Source organism: Neoaquamicrobium microcysteis (assembly GCF_008180155.1).
Taxonomy (GTDB): Bacteria; Pseudomonadota; Alphaproteobacteria; order Rhizobiales; family Rhizobiaceae; genus Aerobium; species Aerobium microcysteis.
Window position 1 is genome coordinate 67311 of sequence record NZ_VSZS01000055.1, and the last position, 17757, is coordinate 85067.

The following is a 17757-nucleotide window of genomic DNA, read 5'->3' on the forward strand; positions in this document are numbered from 1 at the left end:
TTTGGCGGTCGGCAGCCAAAGGTTAACGACGGTGGAGAAAAGAGAGGGGTACGGCTTCTGGTTGATTCAGCATCTGGTGAAATGACTCGGCCTCGTCTCAACATCTAGCCGTGAATGGAACGGGAACATCGCGGAGTCAGTGATTCGTCGCTGATTCGTTCCAGACTCGTTCCAACCATTAACGTCGTTTGCCGGCATCACCGCTCTGGCATCGCCGTCCACGTGGCCTATCTATCGGGTTGCCTGCATCTTCCGCTCCACGTCGCCGCCATGCTACGGGAGCGTTCTCCAAGAGGGCCTGCCTCAGAAGATGAATATCCAGACTAGAGCAGACGAACCCCTCGTCCTTTCCGGGCGGGATGTAACGGCGGCTCTCGGGCCTACCAACACCGGCAAGACGCATCTGGCGATCGAGCGCATGGTTGCGCATGAGAGCGGTGTGATCGGCCTGCCGCTGCGGCTGCTTGCGCGCGAGGTCTACGCCCGCGTTTGCGAGAAGGTGGGTGCCGACAAGGTGGCGCTGGTGACGGGCGAGGAAAAGATCGTGCCGCCCGGCGCGCGCTACTCCGTCTGCACGGTCGAGGCCATGCCGCGCCAGACCGATGCCGCCTTCGTGGCTATCGACGAGGTGCAGCTTGCCGCCGATCTGGAGCGCGGCCACATCTTCACCGATCGCATTCTTCATCTGCGTGGGCGGCAGGAGACGCTGCTTCTGGGCGCGGGCACCATGCGGGGCGTGCTGGAAAGGCTGCTGCGCGGCATATCGGTGGTGACCCGGCCCCGCATGTCGCATCTGGCCTATGCCGGCCAGAAGAAGATGACGCGGCTGCCGCGACGCTCTGCCGTGGTGGCGTTCTCGGCCGACGAGGTCTACGGCATCGCGGAGCTCATCCGCCGCCAGCGGGGTGGTGCGGCGGTCGTTCTTGGCGCGCTGTCTCCTCGCACGCGCAACGCGCAGGTGGATCTCTACCAGTCCGGCGACGTGGACTATCTTGTCGCCACCGACGCCATCGGCATGGGGCTCAATCTCGACGTGGACCACGTCGCCTTCGCGCAGAACAGGAAATTCGACGGCTACCAGTATCGCGACCTGACAGCGGCAGAGCTGGGGCAAATCGCCGGCCGGGCCGGTCGCCATCTGCGCGATGGCACGTTCGGGGTGACGGGGCAGGTCGATCCGCTGGCCGACGAATTGGTCGAGCGTATCGAGTCGCACACCTTCGACCCGGTCAAGGTGTTGCAATGGCGTAGCGCGGCATTCGATTTCTCGTCCATCGACGCTCTCAAGCGCTCGATCGACCGTATCCCGCGTGTCGAAGGCCTTACCCGCGCCCTGCCTTCGGTCGATGCGCGCGCATTGGAGCATCTCTCGCAGGACGAGGATGTGCGCCGGCTGGCGACAGACGCGAAACGGGTTGAATTGTTGTGGGAAGCCTGTGCGCTGCCGGATTACCGCCGCATCGCGCCTGCGCAGCACGCCGACATCATCGGCTCAATCTACCTCGACCTTGCCCGCAAGGGCCATGTCGACGAGGCCTACATGGCCGAGCAGGTGCGCCGCGCCGATTCCACCGAGGGCGACATCGATACCCTGTCGCACCGCATCGCGCAGATACGCACCTGGACTTTCGTTTCCCACCGACCCGGCTGGCTGGCCGATCCGGCACACTGGCAGGAAAAAACGCGCGAGATTGAGGACAGATTGTCCGATGCGCTGCACGAGCGATTGACGAAACGCTTCGTAGACCGCAGGACTTCCGTGCTCATGAGGCGCCTGAGAGAAAATGCGATGCTTGAAGCAGAAATAAACCCGTCGGGTGATGTCGTCGTCGAAGGACACCATGTTGGCGCGCTCCACGGCTTCCGGTTCACGGCGGACCAGTCGGCGGACGGCGAGGATGCAAAGGCGGTGAAGGCTGCGGCGCAAAAGGCGCTGGCGCAGGAATTCGAAACGCGTGCTGAGCGTTTCGCCAATGCCGCCAATGGCGACTTTGCGCTGGCTTCCGACGGGCTGCTGCGCTGGATCGGCGCGCCGGTGGCGACACTCGTGGCCGGCGACGATCCGCTTTCGCCGCGCGTCATCCTCCTGGCCGACGAGCAGTTGACCGGACCTGCGCGCGACCGGGTGGCCGCGCGGGCGGAGCGTTTCGTCCACTACCAGATGGAAACGCTGCTCAAGCCGCTCTTCGATCTCAAGAATGCCGAGCAGCTGGCCGGTATCGCTAAGGGTATCGCCTTCCGTCTGGTCGAGAATTTCGGCCTGCTTAACCGCCGCGACGTTGCCGACGACGTCAAGTCGCTCGACCAGGAGGCGCGCGCCGCGCTGCGCAGGCTGGGCGTGCGGTTCGGCGCGTTCCACGTCTTCGTGCCCGCTCTGCTCAAGCCTGCGCCTGCCGGTCTCGTCACGCTCCTGTGGTCTCTGTCAAACGACGGCAAGGACAAGCCCGGCTTCGGCGACGTGGTGAACGCGCTTGCCTCCGGCCGCACCTCGGTCGTCGTCGATGCAGAGTTCGAGCCGTCCTTCTACAAGCTCGCGGGATACCGCACGCTCGGACGACGCGCGGTGCGCGTCGACATTCTGGAGCGGCTTGCAGACCTCATCCGCCCCGCACTCGCGTGGCGGGCAGGCACAGGCCAGCGTCCCGACGGCGCCTTCGATGGCGCAGCCTTCATCGTCACGCCGGCGATGATGTCGATCCTCGGCGCCACCGCCGACGACATGGAAGAGATCCTCAAGAGTCTCGGATATCGGGCCGAAGCCAAGCCTGTCGCCGAGGTTCAGGCGCGGCTGGATGCGATGGACGCCGCCGAACGCGAGCGCGTCGCTGCAAAGGCCGCTCAGGCGCAGGCGGCCAGCGAGGCGGAGCAGACCGCTGCCGCTGAACCAGTGGCACCGGAAGCCGTACAGGGCAGCGCCGACGAAACTGCAGCCGTTGCCGAACCTGCAGCCGTCGATACGGAGGACGCCTCGGCGCAGGAGGCTGCGGCCGAAGCTGCTGAAGAGCCTGCAACCGCGACCGAGCCGGCGGACGTGCCCGAAGCCACCCCCGTCGCCATGCCGGAAGATGCGGCGCCTGCCGAAGCCGAGGAAGAGCCGAAGCCGATTCTGTTGTGGCGGCCGGCCCGCCACGAAGGTCGCCCGCGTCATGGTCAGCGCCACAATCAGAACCGGGGCGAGAACCGGGGCCAAAACCGTGGCCCGCAGCAGGGCCAGCGTCGCGAGGGCGGTGAGGGCGAGGCCCGGCCGGACGGTCGGCGCGAGCGTTTCGACCGCTCCAAGTCCTTCAAGGGCAAGGGGGATGCCGGCAAGCGCGACGGTGGCAAGGGAAATGCCGGCAAAGGCGAGGGGCGTCCGCCCCGCCGAGACGACCGGCGTGGCAATGATCGTGCCGCCGGCAAGCCGCGCGAGGAGCGGCCGGTGAGGATGGACCCGGATTCGCCTTTCGCGAAACTCGCCGCCCTGCGAGACCAGTTGAAGAAGTAGATGGCGGGTGAAGGACGGCAACGTATCGACAAGTGGCTGTTCTTCGCGCGGGTCGTAAAATCACGCTCGCTGGCAGCGAAGGTGGTGCAGGCCGGCCGAGTGCGTCTCAATCGCGAGAAGATCGACCAGCCTTCACACACGGTGAAGGCCGGCGATGTGCTGACGATCACATTGGATCGCCGGGTGATCGTCTATCGGGTTCTGGAACCGGGCGTTCGGCGCGGCCCCGCCGAGGAGGCGCGGACGCTTTATGAGGACCTGACCCCGCCCGTCGAGAAGACCGCTGACGTGCCGCCCGATGTCATGGTGCCGGTGCGTGAGCAGGGCAGCGGCCGGCCCACAAAGAAGGAACGCCGCCGCACCGATGCTCTGCGCGAGCCGGACTGATCTGGCCTGTAGTTGGAATTTCATTCCCCGGGGCCCGGCTTGTGCGCATTCGTCACCCTTGCGTGGCTGTCGCAAAGGCGCTACCTCACCGCCGGATTGCAAGAGACTGACCGCTCGGCCGGAGCCGCCAATGACCTATATCGTCACGGACAACTGCATCAAGTGCAAGTACATGGATTGCATCGAGGTGTGTCCGGTCGACTGCTTCTATGAAGGCGAGAACATGCTCGTCATCCATCCGGACGAGTGCATCGACTGCGGTGTGTGCGAGCCGGAATGCCCGGCCGACGCGATCAAGCCGGATACCGAGCCCGGCCTCGACAAGTGGCTGCAGGTCAACACCGAATACGCTTCCAAGTGGCCCAACATCACCGCGAAGAAGGAGCCTCCGGCGGACGCCAAGGAGTTCGACGGGGTCGAGGGGAAATTCGAAAAGTATTTTTCCGCGGAGCCCGGCGAGGGCGACTGATTCCGGCTTCGATGACGCTGCGTCAATTTCACGCTGCGGTCCCGCTTGCGTAGCGCATTTGTTCGCGCCTGCGGCAAATTGTTGATTCTTTCCACTTTTTATGTTACATACTTGCAACTTGCCGATGACAGACGTCGATTTATGGCGCGAGCGCTTTAATCATTGAAAGGCTGATACGCATCCGGAACCAGGGCGATCTGGGCCGGGCAAGCGCCATGGCGCTGCATCCGGGCCCGAGGCTTCTTTCGGAATGCTAGGCTTTTGTCCTGTCCTGGCAGTTGGCGGGCCGGCTCGTCGGTCAAAGTCTGCGCGAGCCGCCACGGTTCGCGACACAAGGACATAAAAAGGAGTACAGGGCGTATGGCAACCCAGCAGAAGAAATCCGCGACCAGGCATGGCTTCAAGACCGGCGAGTTCATCGTCTACCCGGCGCACGGCGTCGGCCAGATAGCGGCGATCGAGGAGCAGGAAGTCGCGGGCCACAAGCTGGAACTTTTCGTCATCGATTTCCAGAAGGACAAGATGCGCCTGAAGGTGCCGGTCGCCAAGGCGACTTCCATCGGTATGCGCAAGCTGAGCGAGACCGACTATGTGGATCGCGCGCTGAAGGTCGTTCAGGGACGCGCCCGCGTGAAACGCACCATGTGGTCGCGCCGCGCGCAGGAATATGATGCCAAGATCAATTCGGGCGACCTGATTTCGATTTCCGAGGTGGTGCGTGACCTATACCGTGCCGAAAATCAGCCGGAACAGTCCTACTCGGAGCGCCAGCTCTACGAAGCAGCGCTCGATCGCATGGCGCGCGAGATCGCGGCCGTCAACAAGATGTCGGATACCGAGGCCGTTCGCCTGATCGAGGTCAACCTCAACAAGGGGCCGCGCCGCGGGGCGAAAGCCGACAATGAGGAAGCCGAGCAGGAAGAGGCGGCATAAGCCACTTTCTCGGCAGCGCTTCCAGACTGTTGAAGACCCGGCCTTGCGGCCGGGTCTTTTCGTTTTGGCGATGTTGCCGCGGGGCACCCCGTTCACACGTTTGTGCAGTCCCGCAGGGAACCAATGCCCATCTCCCCACGTATTTGTTTTTCGGGGGTGCGCCGATATTTCGCCTGCTTTCTGGATCGGCCGCCCGGCCTCATCCAACGCGGCAAATGGCGCGGCAGCAGTGGGAGCGCGAGATGGACGATCCGGCTAAGCGAAGCATGATCCGACAGGCGATGAAGGCGCCTTATCTGGAACGTGGCGAAGAGCACGATCTCGCCGTACGGTGGAAAGAGAACGGCGACCAGCAGGCGCTGCACCGCATTACAGTGGCCCATATGCGGCTCGTGATCTCCATGGCCTCCAAGTTCCGCCATTTCGGGCTCTCGATGAACGACCTCATCCAGGAAGGGCATGTCGGTCTGCTGGAAGCGGCAGCCCGGTTCGAGCCTGAGCGCGACGTTCGCTTCTCGACCTACGCCACGTGGTGGATCCGCGCATCCATGCAGGATTTCATCCTCCGCAACTGGTCAATCGTGCGCGGAGGAACATCGTCGGCGCAGAAGGCCCTGTTCTTCAATCTTCGCCGCCTGCGGGCGCGTCTGGCGCAGGATTCGCGGGTGCTGTCCAACGACGCCCTCTATCTCGAAATCTCGCAGGCGCTCGGCGTCTCCACCACGGATGTCGCGACGATGGATGCGCGGCTTTCCGGCCCCGACACCTCGCTGAACGCCTCCGTGGGTGCGGAAGACGGTAATGGTTCCGACCGGATGGATTTCCTCGTATCGGACGATCCCCTGCCGGACGAGGTCGTCGGCAACACGATCGACGACGAGCGCCGCGTGCGCTGGCTGAATCAGGCGCTGGCGACGCTGAATGCGCGCGAGCTGCGCATCATCCGCGAAAGGAGGCTGCGCGAGGAGGGCGCGACGCTGGAGGCGCTGGGTCAGAAACTCGGCATCTCCAAGGAGCGCGTGCGCCAGATCGAAGGTCGTGCGCTGGAAAAACTTCGCGCGGCGCTGATGAGGATCGCGCCGGAGGCCGTGGGCACGGCCGCGTAAGTCTACCGATCCGTGATTATCTTCACCCGTGCACCGGCCGAAACCGTCGCACCGGCGTTCATCGCGTTGATGAGACGGAACATGTCCATCTTGCGATCCACCCCCTGCATCTGCGCCGCCAGCGTCGCGACGGTCTGGCCGGCCTGAACGGTCACCACCCTGATGCGCAGCGGCCGCAGCGTTTCCCTCTCGGCGGCGCTGAGCGTCCGGAAGCTCGCGCCCACGTCGGTCGCGATCGTGTCGAGCGCGGTGCTTGCCGCGGGTGCTGCCGTGAGCAGGCGATAGACCTGTCCCGCGGCGCGAATGACTGTGACATCGAACTGCCAGCCATCGGCGCGGGCTCTGGCGGAAACCGCTTCGTTGCCGTTGATCGTCTGCTGGCGGATGGTATTGGGATCGAGGCCCGCCACCCAGCCGCTGCGAACATAGTCGGCCAGCGAAACGCGCTGGTCGATTGAAACGCCATCGAAGCGGATGGCGACATCGCCGGGGCCGGCTGCGGTGACGGCGGCGGCGGTATTGTCGATCACGAAGCCTTCCGGCACAGCGAAGGCAACGCCCAGCTTTGGATGCAGGAAGGTGCGGCCGCGCACGAAGCCTTCATCGGGCGTGTCGCCGAACAGCATGCCGTCGAGACCATCGAGGAACTGGTTGCGGTCGCGGTTTCCGGTTCCGGGCGGCGCGTACAGGCGGGCGTGCCGCAGTGCCAGTTCGATGCGCTGTGGCGCGGTCGGGTGGCTGGCAAGAAAGTCGAGGTTCTCGTCCACCGCACCGGTCACGCTCCGCGACGCGCTGTAGGCGGCCATCGACTGGAGGAAGCGGGCGGCCGCGAACGGGTCGTAGCCGGCGCGCGCGATCGACCGTATGCCGATGGCGTCCGCCTCGAGTTCCTGATTGCGCGAGAACTGCGCCAGGCGGAGCTTGCCGCGCACCAGCGCCACGCGGGCGGCGGGATCGCTGCCAAGCACGTCGTTGACGACCTGGCTTGCCAGAACCTCTTCGGCTTCCTTCTGCTGACGCTGGATGCCGTGATTGGCGGTCACGTGCGCCATCTCATGCGCAAGCACGGCTGCCAGTTCGGCCGAATCATTGGCGAGCGCCAGCAGGCCGCGGGTGACATAGAGATAGCCGCCGGGCAGCGCGAAAGCATTGATGTTGGGCGAGTTGAGGATCGTGATCTGGTAGGTCTGGTTCGGGTTGTCTGGGTCGAGCGTCAGCGTGCCGACGACCCTTGCGACCATGCGCTCGAGCTTCTGGTCGGAATACTCCCCGCCATAGGTAGCCAAGATGCGCGGATGCTGCTCGCGCGCGATAGCCGCCATGCGGTCATTGCGGGTGACCGTATCGACGATGACCGGGTTGGCGGAGGGGCGGAACGCGTCGCCATTGCCGGCGCTGTCCAGCACCTGGCAACCGGCCAGCCCCAGCGCGAGCACGAGCGACAGCACACCGCGCCGCGGGATGCGGCCCGACGACGACATCGCCCGGTCGATCAGCTTTTCCCGCAGTATGATGGACAGGTCGGCGTCCTCTCGTAGCTCTGGAATCTCAAAAACGAGTTGTAGGATTGAAAGGCTGCAACCGCACTCAGCTCTCTGCGGATACGCCCAGGCCCTCCTCGCAAGTCCGGTTTGGCCGGTAAATGTGTCGGCATCCGGGCGGCAAAGGCACCGAATCGACCCGGTCAAGCCCCAATATAGGCGCTGAAGGCGGCGGGCGCATCCCGCGAGAACATGACTGATGACGGGGCAAGGGCCGAGACGCGACCCTGCTCTATGAACGCCACATGGTCGGCCAGCGCTGCGGCATCGTCGGGGTGATGCGTCACCATCAGGATCGTCATGCCCCGCTCGCCGTGCAGGTCGCGCACCAGTTCGAGCATCTCGCGGCGCAGCGCGGGGCCTAGCGAGGCGAAGGGTTCGTCCAGCAGCAGTATCGGCCGATCGCGCACCAGAACGCGCGACAAGGCCACACGCTGGCGTTCGCCGCCGGAAAGCTCGGCCGGCAGCCGATGCTCCTTGCCGGCAAGGCCAGTGCGGGCGAGCGCCGAGGCGATTTCGGCCCTGTCGGGGGCGTCCAGCCGCAGGGCGGGCGAGCGGCCAAGTCCTACGTTCTTTTCCACGTCGAGATGGGCAAAGAGGTTGTTTTCCTGAAAGATCATCGACACCGGGCGCTCGGCCGGAGCCCGGCGCGCAACGTCGGCGCCGTCGATCATGATCCGCCCGGATGCCGGTGTCTCAAAGCCGGCGACGAGGTTGAGCAGCGTCGACTTCCCCGATCCGCTAGGCCCCATCACGGCGACGATGGAGGACGGCTCGACGGCCAGATCGAACGACATCGCCATATCGCCGTAGCTGAACGCGACGTCCTCCATGCGCAAAGCCGCGCCGCTCATGTCCGGCTCCTCGTACGGTCGACCAGCATCATCAGCATAAGACAGATGATGCCGAGGAAGAGCGCAAGCCCTGCGGCATCGGCAGTCCGATAGCTGCCCATGCGTGCAAGCAGCAGATAGGGCAGCGTCTGCACGGCATCCGAACCGAAAAGCGCGATCACGCCCAGATCGCCGAGCGAGAGCGCCATGGCGAAGGCCAGCGCGGTGCAGAGCGGCCGGCGGATCGACGGCCAGTCCACGAGGCGAAATCGGTTTATGCCCGAGATGCCGAGCGATGCACACAGCTTCTCGTGGCGCGCGCTGGCTGCATCATAGGCGGGGCGGAGGGCGCGGATCGCGAAGGGCATCGCCATCACGGCGTTCACCGTCACGACCATGACGGGGGCGATCGCAAAGACCTGCCCCGTCTGGCGCAGAAGCATGAACCAGCCGGCGCCGACCACGATCGGCGGCACGACCAGCACGAAACCCGCACCCGTATCCAGCATCCGCTCCAGCAGCGAGGGAGCGGCGTTGCGTGGCCTTTTCAGCTCCATCGCGCGGCGCGCCATGGTGAGCGAAAGAGACAACAGCACACAGAGCAGGCCCGCGAGCAGCGCAAGGACGAGACTGGTCGCGGTGGCTGCATGCACCGCGGGGTCGGCGGCCAGCCTTGCGAGGTCGGCCTGAAGACCTGAGATGACGATGGCGGCCAGCGGCCCCGCGACGAACAGCAGGGCCACCAGCATGACAGTGCTATTCAGGATGCGCTCCGCCCTGCCGGCCACGGCAGGAGCCCTCGATGCTACCGGAAGGTTCGCGTCGCCCGCCATGTTCGCGCCCAGCCGCATCAGCAATGCGACGACGATTGCGGTGAGCACGATCTGCGCTCCGGTGAGCGCGACCGCGCGGGCGGGGTCGAAATCGAAGCGCAGCGCCTGGTAGATCGCGACCTCCAGCGTGGTTGCGCGCGGACCTCCACCCAGCGTCAGCACGATGGTGAACGAGGTCACGCACAGCATGAAGACGAGCCCCGCAACGCCCGGAAGGGCTGCGCGCAGCACCGGCCATTCGACGAAGCGGAACGAGGCGCGCGCGCCCATGCCCAGCTGTGCCGCCAGCCTGCGCTGGTCGGTCGGCACGGTTTCAAGCGCATGCAGGAACAGGCGCGTCGCCAGAGGCAGGTTGAAGAACACGTGCGCGACGAGAATGCCCGACAGTCCGTAAATGCCCTGCCAGCGCGTGCCTGTGACGGCCGTTAGCACGTCTGCGAAAAGTCCCGCACGGCCCAGCAGCGCCAGTATGCCGAGAGCCGCCACGATAGCCGGCAGTGCCAGCGGCAGGGCGAACAGCCTGAGGATCAGCGCGCGACCTGCAAAGTGCGGGTGCCGCGCCAGCGCGCGAGCGACCAGCAGCGCCGGCACCACCGAAAGCAGGGTGGAAAGCGCCGCCTGCCACAGCGTGAAGCGCGTGACCCGCAGCATATAGGTGTCGAACGCCGAGACGGCGCCCGACCAGTCGTTGACGGCTTCCCCCAGAAGCCCCGCAAACGCGCCGCCGATGAGAATGCCGACAGCGCCAAGCCCGGCTACACCGGCGATTACGCGGCGGTCTGGCCTAGACATGGGGCGGCTGCCGGCTGCTCATCGAGCGTACTTACCGGCTCATCACGCCGAGCCACTCGTTCACCCATTCCTGCCGGTTGCGGGCGACTTCCTCGGACGAGAACTCCAGCGTTTGAGCCGGCTGGACGAGCGTGTCAAAGACCGGGTTCAGCGGGCCGGAGGTCTCGCCGGCAGGAAACATCCAGTTGGTCTCGGGGATCACGTCCTGAAAGCCCGGGCCGGTCATGAATTCGAGGAAGCGCGGGGTGAGCGGATTGTCGGCTCCCTTCACCGTGGCGGCCGCGACCTCGACCTGAAGATAGTGTCCTTCCTCGAATGAAGCCGCCTTGTAGCGGTCGCTGTCCTCCGCGATCTCGTGGTAGGCGGGCGAGGTGGTGTAGGACAGCACCATCGACGCTTCGCCGTTGGTGAACAGGCCGTAGGCCTCGCTCCACCCCGGCGTGACCGTGAGAATGCGTTGGCTGAGCTTCTCCCATGCCTGCGCGGCCTCGTCGCCGTAGACGGCCTTGACCCACAGCAGAAGGCCGAGGCCGGGCGTCGAGGTGCGCGGGTCCTGGATGACGATCTTTTCTTCAGGGTCGCCCTCGACCAGCTCCTTCAGGCTGGCTGGCGGCGTATCGATCGCCTCGCTGTCATAGACGAACGCGAAGTAGCCGTAGTCGAACGGCACGAACGTGTCGTCGTCCCAGCCGCCCGGCACATCCACCTTGTCGAGCGAGATGCCGTGTGGTGCGAAAAGCCCGGTTTCCTTTGCCTCGTAGGTCAGGTTGGTGTCGAGACCGAGCACGATGTCGGCCTGTGTGCCCGCGCCTTCCAGCTTCAGCCGGTTGAGCAATGCGACGCCGTCGGCCACCGCGACGAATTCAAGTTCGCAGCCGCATTCGGCTTCGAACGCTTTCTCTATGGCCGGGCCGGGGCCCCAGGACGAGGTGAAACTGTCGTAGGTATAGACGGTCAGCTTCTCCTGTGCGGCCGCGGGGATTGCCGCGAAAGCAAGCGAGAAGGCAAAAAGGGAAACGAATTTGTCGCGCATCGGCGCCTCCTTGGTTCGTGTTTCAAGGGAAATCAGGCGCTTCGTGTGCAGCGTCTAATCCCTCCGCCGGTATGAGCCGGATCAGGTTCAGCGGGTTGGCCGGGTTTCCCCGTTATGCCTCTCAGCCGGCCCGCAACATGCGGCCGGCACCCCGTTAGAGCGTTTCGAGACATAGGGCGGCACGGCGGCCGGCGCAAGCGCTTTCGCGAAGGCCGTTCCCCGTGATAGAGGCGGGCCCATGACCCGCTTCGCCATCCTCCTTGGCGGCGACCTCGTCGCCACGCCACGCCTCGCCCGCCAGCTGGACGGTGTGCGGGTGATCGCCGCCGATTCCGGCATGAAGCATGCGGCGGCGCTTGGGCTAACGCCCGAACTGTGGACCGGTGACTTCGACTCGGTCGACGATGCCATGCGTTCCGCCCATGCCGACGTCCCCGTCGAAGCCTTTCCCGCCGAAAAGGATCAGACCGACGGTGAGATCGCCATCGAAGCCGCTCTGGCCCGGGGCGCGCGCGAACTGGTGCTGGTCGGCGCCTTCGGCGGCGCCCGCGCCGACCATGCGTTCCTGCACTTGGCGGCCGCGCTGCGGCTGGCGGAGGCCGGCACGGCCTGCCTGCTCACCAGCGGCCATCAGGAAGGCGTCCCGCTGCTGCCCGGGGCCAGCCGCTTCGACTACGAAGCCGGTACGGTGTTCAGCGTGCTGCCCTTCTCCGACCTCTCGGGCCTTTCGCTTTCCGGGGCGAAATGGCCGCTTGCCGACCGTTTCGTGCCGTTCGGCTCATCGCTGACCCTTTCCAACGAGGTCGCAGGCGAATTGACGGCTACGCTCTTCTTCGGGCGCGCGCTGTTGATCGCCCATCCCGTTTCCTACTATCGCATGTGACCATGGCCCCACCGCTTCTTTCCCTCGACGGCATCAGATTGACCTTTGGCGGCACGCCGCTGCTGGACGGGGCGGAACTTGCCGCGTCCGCCGGCGACAAGATCGCGCTTGTCGGGCGCAATGGCTCGGGCAAGTCCACCCTGCTGAAGATCGCCGCAGGCATGGTCGAGCCGCAGGACGGCGAGATTTTTCGCCAGCCGACGGCGACGGTGCGCTATCTGCCGCAGGAGCCCGACATGGACGGGTTTGCGAGCGTGCGCGCCTATGTCGAGGCAGGGCTGGGTCCGGCCGACGATCCCTACCGCGCCACCTACCTCATCGAAAGCCTCGGCCTCACGGGCGAAGAGAATCCGACGACGCTTTCGGGCGGCGAGGCGCGACGCGCAGCACTGGCGCGGGTGATGGCACCGGAACCCGACATCCTGCTTCTCGACGAGCCGACGAACCATCTCGACCTTGCCGTCATCGAATGGCTCGAAGGCGAGCTCCAGCGCACGAAATCGGCCCTCATCATGATTTCGCACGACCGCCGCTTTCTCGAGCGCGTCTCGCGCGCCGTGGTGTGGCTCGATCGCGGCCAGACGCGGCGGCTGGAAAAAAGCTTCGCGCATTTCGAGGAATGGCGCGACCGGATCCTCGACGAGGAAGAGACCGAACAGCACAAGCTCGGCCGCCAGATCGTGCGGGAAGAGCATTGGCTGCGCTACGGCGTAACCGCGCGCAGAAAGCGCAACATGCGCAGGTTGGGCGAACTGCAGTCGATGCGCGAGCGCTTTCGCACGCGGCGCGGCCCGGAGGGGGCTGCCTCCATGTCGGCTGCCGAAGCCAATGAATCTGGCAAGCTGGTTATTGAGGCGAAGAACATAGCCAAGAGCTTCGGCGACCTGACCGTCGTGAAAGAATTTTCGACACGCATCCAGCGTGGCGACCGCGTCGGTCTCGTCGGGCCGAACGGCGTTGGCAAGACGACGCTGCTGAAGATGCTGATCGGCGAGCTTGCGCCCGACAGCGGCACCGTGCGGCTGGGCGCCAATCTCGAGATAGCCGCGCTGGACCAGAAGCGCGAACTGGACCCTTCGGAAACGCTTGCGCACTACCTGACCGACGGGCGCGGCGACAGCCTGATCGTCAATGGCGAGCAGAAGCATGTTGTGTCCTACATGAAGGATTTCCTGTTCAAGCCGGAGCAGGCACGCACGCCGGTGCGCGAGCTTTCCGGTGGGGAACGCGCGAGGCTGGTGCTTGCGCGCATCCTCTCCCGCCCGGCCAATCTGCTGGTGCTGGACGAGCCCACCAACGACCTCGACATGGAAACGCTCGATCTGCTGCAGGAACTGGTCGCGGGCTATCCCGGCACCGTGCTGCTGGTCAGCCACGACCGCGACTTTCTCGACCGCACCGTCACCAGCGTGATTGCGCCGGAAGGTGGCGGCCGCTGGATCGAATATGCCGGCGGCTATGCAGACATGCTCGCCCAGCGAGGTGGGCAGAAGCTGGACGATCGCGCGCAGCGCGCGAGGAAGGACGAGCCGGCGAAAAAGGATGCCCCGGCGGCTACTGTGAAGGCGGCTTCATCGAAGAAGCTGTCTTACAAACAGAAATTCGCGCTCGAAACCCTGCCAAGGCAGATAGACGACACGCAGAGGAAGATGGCGGCTCATGAGGCCAAAATGGCCGACCCCGCCTTCTACACGCGCGATCCGGCGGGTTTCGCGAAGATCGCCGCCGAACTCGACGCTCTGCGCGAGAGGCTCTCCGCCATGGAAGAAGAATGGCTGGAACTGGAAATGCTTCGCGAGGAAATCGAGGGGTAGTTGCCGCGCGTGAGCCATGCGCATATGTTATGCGCAAGGAGTAGAGCCAATGCTGACAAAGTCGACACAGCGCAAATCCGTCAACCTGTCCATCGACGCGAACCTTTTGGCTGAAGCCAAGGCTTTGAACGTCAATGTGTCTCGCGCCGCCGACGCTGGCGTCGCCAAGGCCATAGCCAGCCGGAAGGCCGAGCTTTGGCTTGAAGAAAATCGCGACGCGATAGAAGAGAACAACAGATATTTCGAGGAGCACGGCCTCCCGTTCGCAGAATATCGCGGGTTCTGATGGCAAGGTACGATGTCTATCGCGATCCGCGCGGAGGCGAGAATCTGCTGGTAAGCATTCAGGCCGACACTTTCGATGGCCTCGACACGCGGATTGCCATCCCGCTGCTGCCCGAAAATCCTCACAGAACACCGCTGAAGAAGCTTAATCCGATGTTCGTCATTGGCGATAAGCGCTACGCTCTCTACACCCAGCACCTGCTTGCGGTTCCCGTGTCGGCTCTCCGGGACCGGGTGGCAAATGTGAGCGACCGGCGCGATGAAATCACCGCCGCTCTCGATCTGCTAGTTCAAGGGTTCTGAGCCGATCAGCCCGGCGCGCGATCGGCGTTGAGTCTGTCAGCCAGCCCTTCCATACGCTCGGCGAGGCTCGCCAGTGCGCCGGTGAGGGCGGCATCGTTCTTGTCGGCCTTGGTCAGCGCGTCGTCGCGGGTCTTGCGCAGCGTCGCGATCTCGCTTTCGAGACCCTTCATGCGCTTCTGCAACTCCGCCAGCTCGTCCATCACCATGATGCCGGCCATCACCGTGAGCCGTTGGTCGCCGATCTCGCCGAACGAGCCCTTGAGGTGGGAGACATAGCGGTCGAAGCGTGCCGCAAGGTCGATCAGGTGCTCTTCCTGCCCTTCGTCGCACGCCATCCGGTAGGCTTTGCCGTCTATGGTTACGGTTACCTGCGCCATCGGTATCGTCCCTATCTGTCGAGCACGGCGCGGATCGTCTCCATCGCCGCCACCAGCCGGCGCGAGACCTCCTTGTTGGCCTCTTCCAGCCGGTCGGCGCGCGCTTCGGAACTGTCGAGCTCCTGCGCCAGCCGGGCGCGGTCGGCGTTCATGCGCTGCACCTCGGCTTCGGCCTCGCCATAGTCCTGCTCGCGCTCGATCCGGGCCGCAACCGCGTCTTCCAGCGTGTCTATCGCCTTGCCCAGGCGGGCTATAACTTCCTTGAGGGTCGCTTCCCCGGTCATCGCTTCCGTCCATCGCGCGGATGGTGCCGAATCGCGCGGTTTCCCAGCGCGTTACAAATAAAACATTAGGCTTCGTGTGAAGCGGGCGTCAACGAGGCCGTTTCCTCTATCCCCCGTCAAAGCGCTCCGAACGTGCGAAAGCCTGCGCACAGAAGTCCCGCCGACGTTGACTCGGGGCGCGCGCCTGCTATGTGTCGCGTCGCCTTTGCGGGCCGGTTTAGGCCCATTTTTCTGCGCTGGACGACAAGCGAGCGATCATGACCACACGCGAAATGCACGACCGCATGGCCAATGCGATCCGCTTCCTTTCCATGGATGCGGTCGAGAAGGCGAATTCGGGCCATCCCGGGCTGCCGATGGGCGCCGCCGACATTGCGACCGTGCTGTTCACCCGGTTCCTGTCCTATGACCCGCACAGCCCCAACTGGGCCGACCGCGACCGCTTCGTGCTGTCTGCCGGCCACGGCTCCATGCTGCTCTATTCGCTGCTCTACCTGACCGGCTACGAGGATATCGACCTCGACCAGATCAAGAATTTCCGCCAGCTCGGCTGGCGCACCGCCGGCCACCCGGAGTGGGGCCATGCAGCCGGCATCGAGACCACCACCGGCCCGCTCGGGCAGGGGCTTGCCAACTCGGTGGGCATGGCGCTGGCCGAACGCATTCTCAATGCCCGCTTTGGCGACGATCTGGTCGATCACCACACCTATGTGCTGGCGGGCGACGGCTGCCTCATGGAAGGTATCAGCCAGGAAGGGATCTCGCTTGCAGGTCACCTGAAGCTCAACAAGCTGGTCGTTATCTGGGACGACAACAACATCTCCATCGACGGTGCGATCTCGCTGTCCGACTCCACCGACCAGTGCAAGCGTTTCGAGGCCTCGGGCTGGAACACGCTGCGCATCGACGGCCATGATCCCGAGGCGATCGCCGACGCGCTGGACGCGGCAAAGAAATCCGACCGCCCGACGCTGATCGCCGCCAAGACGACCATCGGTTTCGGCGCGCCTAGCAAGGCGGGCACCAACAAGGTTCACGGCTCGCCCCTGGGCGCGGAAGAGATCTCCGGCGCGCGCAAGGCGCTGGGCTGGGATTCCGAGCCTTTCGTCGTTCCTTCCGATGTTCTCGACGCCTGGCGCGTGGCCGGCCTGCGCGCAGCGAAGGAGCGCAGGGAGTGGGAAAAGCGTCTGGCCGCGGCCGATGCCGAAACCCGCGGCGAGTTCGAGCGCCGCATGCGCGGCGACCTGCCGGAAGGTTTCGACCAGGCGATCATCGACTACAAGAAGAAGCTTTCGGAAGACAAGCCGAAGGTCGCGACCCGCAAGTCGTCGGAGATGGCGCTCGAGGTCATAAACGCCGTCGTGCCGGAAACAATCGGCGGTTCGGCCGACCTGACGGGATCCAATAATACCAAAACAAGCCAGACCAATCCGATCAAGCCTGGGGATTATACCGGACGCTACGTCTATTACGGGATTCGCGAGCACGGTATGGCGGCTGCGATGAACGGATTGACGCTGCACGGCGGCATCATTCCCTATGGCGGGACGTTCCTGACGTTCTCCGATTATGCACGCCCATCGATGCGTCTCGCGTCGCTGATGGGCATCCGCTCGATCTTCGTCATGACGCACGATTCCATCGGCCTTGGCGAAGACGGCCCTACGCACCAGCCGGTGGAGCATCTGGCGGCGTTGCGCGCGATCCCCAATCACAACGTGATGCGCCCGGCCGACGCGGTCGAAGCCGCCGAATGTTGGCAGATCGCGCTGGAGTCCACCAAGACGCCTTCCACGCTGGCGCTTACCCGCCAAAACCTGCCGGCGCTGCGCGTTCAGCACACGGCCGAAAACCTCTGCGCGAAGGGTGCGTACGAACTGGCGCCCGCCAGCAAGGATGCGCAGGTCAGCATCTTCGCCACCGGATCGGAAGTCGAGATAGCGGTGGCGGCACGCGCGGAGCTAGAAAAGCGCGGCATCGCGACGCGCGTCGTTTCCGTGCCCTGCTTCGAGCTCTTCGAGGCGCAGAGTGCAGAATACCGCGCAGGCATAATCGGAAAAGCGCCCGTCAGGATGGCCATCGAGGCCGGTATCCGTCAGGGCTGGGATGCGATCATCGGATCCGACGGGTTGTTTGTCGGCATGAATGGCTTTGGCGCGAGCGGCCGTATCGAAGACCTCTACAAGCATTTCGGCATCACTGCCGAGGCCGCGGTCGCGGCGGTGGAGAAGCGGCTAACCAAGGCATGACCGTGCGCCGGATGATCCGGTTCGTGTGCTAATCGGTTTTATCGGGTGTGACGCTGGATTCTTGGGCGCAGCGCCGCTATGGAAGCGCTGCCCTGGCGGTGCGCCATGCGCTGCGCCGCGGGAAAACGCTTTTCCAGCCTCTCGGGAGACC

16 protein-coding genes and 1 riboswitch are annotated in these 17757 nt (G+C 64.8%); of the genes, 10 read left to right on the forward strand and 6 right to left on the reverse strand.

Annotation, left to right across the window (positions count from 1 at the left end):
* Positions 1–310 precede the first annotated feature (310 nt).
* The 5 genes from FY036_RS04285 to FY036_RS04305 all read left to right on the forward strand — a co-directional run bounded on the left by FY036_RS04285 (position 311) and on the right by FY036_RS04305 (position 6379).
* Positions 311–3484: a helicase-related protein gene (locus FY036_RS04285; RefSeq protein WP_148913472.1), complete on the forward strand. Its 3174-nt coding sequence runs from the start codon at positions 311–313 to the stop codon at positions 3482–3484.
* The gene (locus FY036_RS04290) at positions 3485–3871 is read left to right on the forward strand and encodes an RNA-binding S4 domain-containing protein (RefSeq protein ID WP_148913473.1); all 387 of its coding nucleotides are present in this window, start codon (positions 3485–3487) and stop codon (positions 3869–3871) included. It begins immediately after the preceding gene.
* Between the two features lie 130 nt (positions 3872–4001).
* Complete coding sequence (gene fdxA / locus FY036_RS04295) at positions 4002–4340, forward strand: ferredoxin FdxA (protein ID WP_148913474.1); 339 nt, start codon at positions 4002–4004, stop codon at positions 4338–4340.
* 360 nt (positions 4341–4700) lie between these two features.
* A complete protein-coding gene (locus FY036_RS04300) occupies positions 4701–5273 on the forward strand; it encodes a CarD family transcriptional regulator (protein ID WP_148913475.1) in 573 nt (190 codons plus the stop codon).
* Positions 5274–5515: 242 nt separating this feature from the next.
* Complete coding sequence (locus FY036_RS04305) at positions 5516–6379, forward strand: RNA polymerase factor sigma-32 (RefSeq protein WP_148913476.1); 864 nt, start codon at positions 5516–5518, stop codon at positions 6377–6379.
* A gap of 2 nt (positions 6380–6381) precedes the next feature.
* On the opposite strand, the gene FY036_RS04310 is transcribed toward FY036_RS04305, so the two are convergent.
* The 4 genes from FY036_RS04310 to thiB form a co-directional block, all read right to left on the reverse strand.
* Complete coding sequence (locus tag FY036_RS04310) at positions 6382–7860, reverse strand: M48 family metalloprotease (RefSeq protein WP_148913477.1); 1479 nt, start codon at positions 7858–7860, stop codon at positions 6382–6384.
* A gap of 203 nt (positions 7861–8063) precedes the next feature.
* Positions 8064–8774 carry a thiamine ABC transporter ATP-binding protein gene (gene thiQ, locus FY036_RS04315; protein ID WP_148913478.1) on the reverse strand — a complete coding sequence of 237 codons (711 nt, stop codon included), beginning with the start codon at positions 8772–8774 and terminating at the stop codon, positions 8064–8066.
* Positions 8771–10378, reverse strand: a complete 1608-nt coding sequence (thiP, locus tag FY036_RS04320; RefSeq protein WP_148913479.1) for a thiamine/thiamine pyrophosphate ABC transporter permease — start codon at positions 10376–10378, stop codon at positions 8771–8773. Before thiP ends, thiQ begins: the two co-directional genes overlap by 4 nt.
* 31 nt (positions 10379–10409) lie before the next feature.
* On the reverse strand, positions 10410–11411 hold the full coding sequence (gene thiB / locus FY036_RS04325) for a thiamine ABC transporter substrate binding subunit (RefSeq protein WP_148913480.1): 1002 nt from the start codon (positions 11409–11411) through the stop codon (positions 10410–10412).
* Positions 11412–11452: 41 nt separating this feature from the next.
* Positions 11453–11575: riboswitch (TPP riboswitch) on the reverse strand.
* A 74-nt stretch (positions 11576–11649) separates the two neighbouring features.
* Between thiB and FY036_RS04330 the strand changes: the two genes are divergently transcribed.
* Genes FY036_RS04330 through FY036_RS04345 form a run of 4 tightly spaced genes read left to right on the forward strand, consistent with a single transcriptional unit; the run spans position 11650 to position 14696 of the window.
* The gene (locus FY036_RS04330) at positions 11650–12294 is read left to right on the forward strand and encodes a thiamine diphosphokinase (protein ID WP_148913481.1); all 645 of its coding nucleotides are present in this window, start codon (positions 11650–11652) and stop codon (positions 12292–12294) included.
* Between the two features lie 2 nt (positions 12295–12296).
* A complete protein-coding gene (locus FY036_RS04335; RefSeq protein ID WP_148913482.1) occupies positions 12297–14108 on the forward strand; it encodes an ABC-F family ATP-binding cassette domain-containing protein in 1812 nt (603 codons plus the stop codon).
* A gap of 49 nt (positions 14109–14157) precedes the next feature.
* Entirely contained in the window at positions 14158–14394 is a 237-nt protein-coding gene (locus tag FY036_RS04340; protein ID WP_148913483.1) for a type II toxin-antitoxin system CcdA family antitoxin, read from the forward strand.
* A complete protein-coding gene (locus FY036_RS04345) occupies positions 14394–14696 on the forward strand; it encodes a CcdB family protein (RefSeq protein WP_148913484.1) in 303 nt (100 codons plus the stop codon). The genes FY036_RS04340 and FY036_RS04345 overlap by 1 nt, the downstream gene beginning before the upstream one ends.
* A gap of 5 nt (positions 14697–14701) precedes the next feature.
* Here the strand turns inward: FY036_RS04345 and FY036_RS04350 are convergent, their stop codons facing one another.
* Positions 14702–15073, reverse strand: a complete 372-nt coding sequence (locus tag FY036_RS04350) for a cell division protein ZapA (protein WP_148913485.1) — start codon at positions 15071–15073, stop codon at positions 14702–14704.
* A gap of 11 nt (positions 15074–15084) precedes the next feature.
* A complete protein-coding gene (locus FY036_RS04355) occupies positions 15085–15357 on the reverse strand; it encodes a DUF4164 domain-containing protein (protein WP_148913486.1) in 273 nt (90 codons plus the stop codon).
* 257 nt (positions 15358–15614) lie between these two features.
* Between FY036_RS04355 and tkt the strand changes: the two genes are divergently transcribed.
* The gene (gene tkt, locus FY036_RS04360) at positions 15615–17606 is read left to right on the forward strand and encodes a transketolase (protein ID WP_148913487.1); all 1992 of its coding nucleotides are present in this window, start codon (positions 15615–15617) and stop codon (positions 17604–17606) included.
* The last annotated feature ends 151 nt before the right edge of the window (positions 17607–17757 follow it).

Coding starts and splice junctions, on each gene's coding strand:
- tkt (WP_148913487.1), top strand. CDS start 15,615: ATGACCACACGCGAAATGCACGACCGCATGGCCAATGCGATCCGCTTC.
- FY036_RS04285 (WP_148913472.1), top strand. CDS start 311: ATGAATATCCAGACTAGAGCAGACGAACCCCTCGTCCTTTCCGGGCGG.
- fdxA (WP_148913474.1), top strand. CDS start 4,002: ATGACCTATATCGTCACGGACAACTGCATCAAGTGCAAGTACATGGAT.
- FY036_RS04340 (WP_148913483.1), top strand. CDS start 14,158: ATGCTGACAAAGTCGACACAGCGCAAATCCGTCAACCTGTCCATCGAC.
- FY036_RS04305 (WP_148913476.1), top strand. CDS start 5,516: ATGGACGATCCGGCTAAGCGAAGCATGATCCGACAGGCGATGAAGGCG.
- FY036_RS04330 (WP_148913481.1), top strand. CDS start 11,650: ATGACCCGCTTCGCCATCCTCCTTGGCGGCGACCTCGTCGCCACGCCA.
- FY036_RS04350 (WP_148913485.1), bottom strand. CDS start 15,073: ATGGCGCAGGTAACCGTAACCATAGACGGCAAAGCCTACCGGATGGCG.
- thiQ (WP_148913478.1), bottom strand. CDS start 8,774: ATGAGCGGCGCGGCTTTGCGCATGGAGGACGTCGCGTTCAGCTACGGC.
- FY036_RS04335 (WP_148913482.1), top strand. CDS start 12,297: ATGGCCCCACCGCTTCTTTCCCTCGACGGCATCAGATTGACCTTTGGC.
- FY036_RS04345 (WP_148913484.1), top strand. CDS start 14,394: ATGGCAAGGTACGATGTCTATCGCGATCCGCGCGGAGGCGAGAATCTG.
- FY036_RS04310 (WP_148913477.1), bottom strand. CDS start 7,860: ATGTCGTCGTCGGGCCGCATCCCGCGGCGCGGTGTGCTGTCGCTCGTG.
- FY036_RS04300 (WP_148913475.1), top strand. CDS start 4,701: ATGGCAACCCAGCAGAAGAAATCCGCGACCAGGCATGGCTTCAAGACC.
- FY036_RS04355 (WP_148913486.1), bottom strand. CDS start 15,357: ATGACCGGGGAAGCGACCCTCAAGGAAGTTATAGCCCGCCTGGGCAAG.
- FY036_RS04290 (WP_148913473.1), top strand. CDS start 3,485: ATGGCGGGTGAAGGACGGCAACGTATCGACAAGTGGCTGTTCTTCGCG.
- thiP (WP_148913479.1), bottom strand. CDS start 10,378: ATGTCTAGGCCAGACCGCCGCGTAATCGCCGGTGTAGCCGGGCTTGGC.
- thiB (WP_148913480.1), bottom strand. CDS start 11,411: ATGCGCGACAAATTCGTTTCCCTTTTTGCCTTCTCGCTTGCTTTCGCG.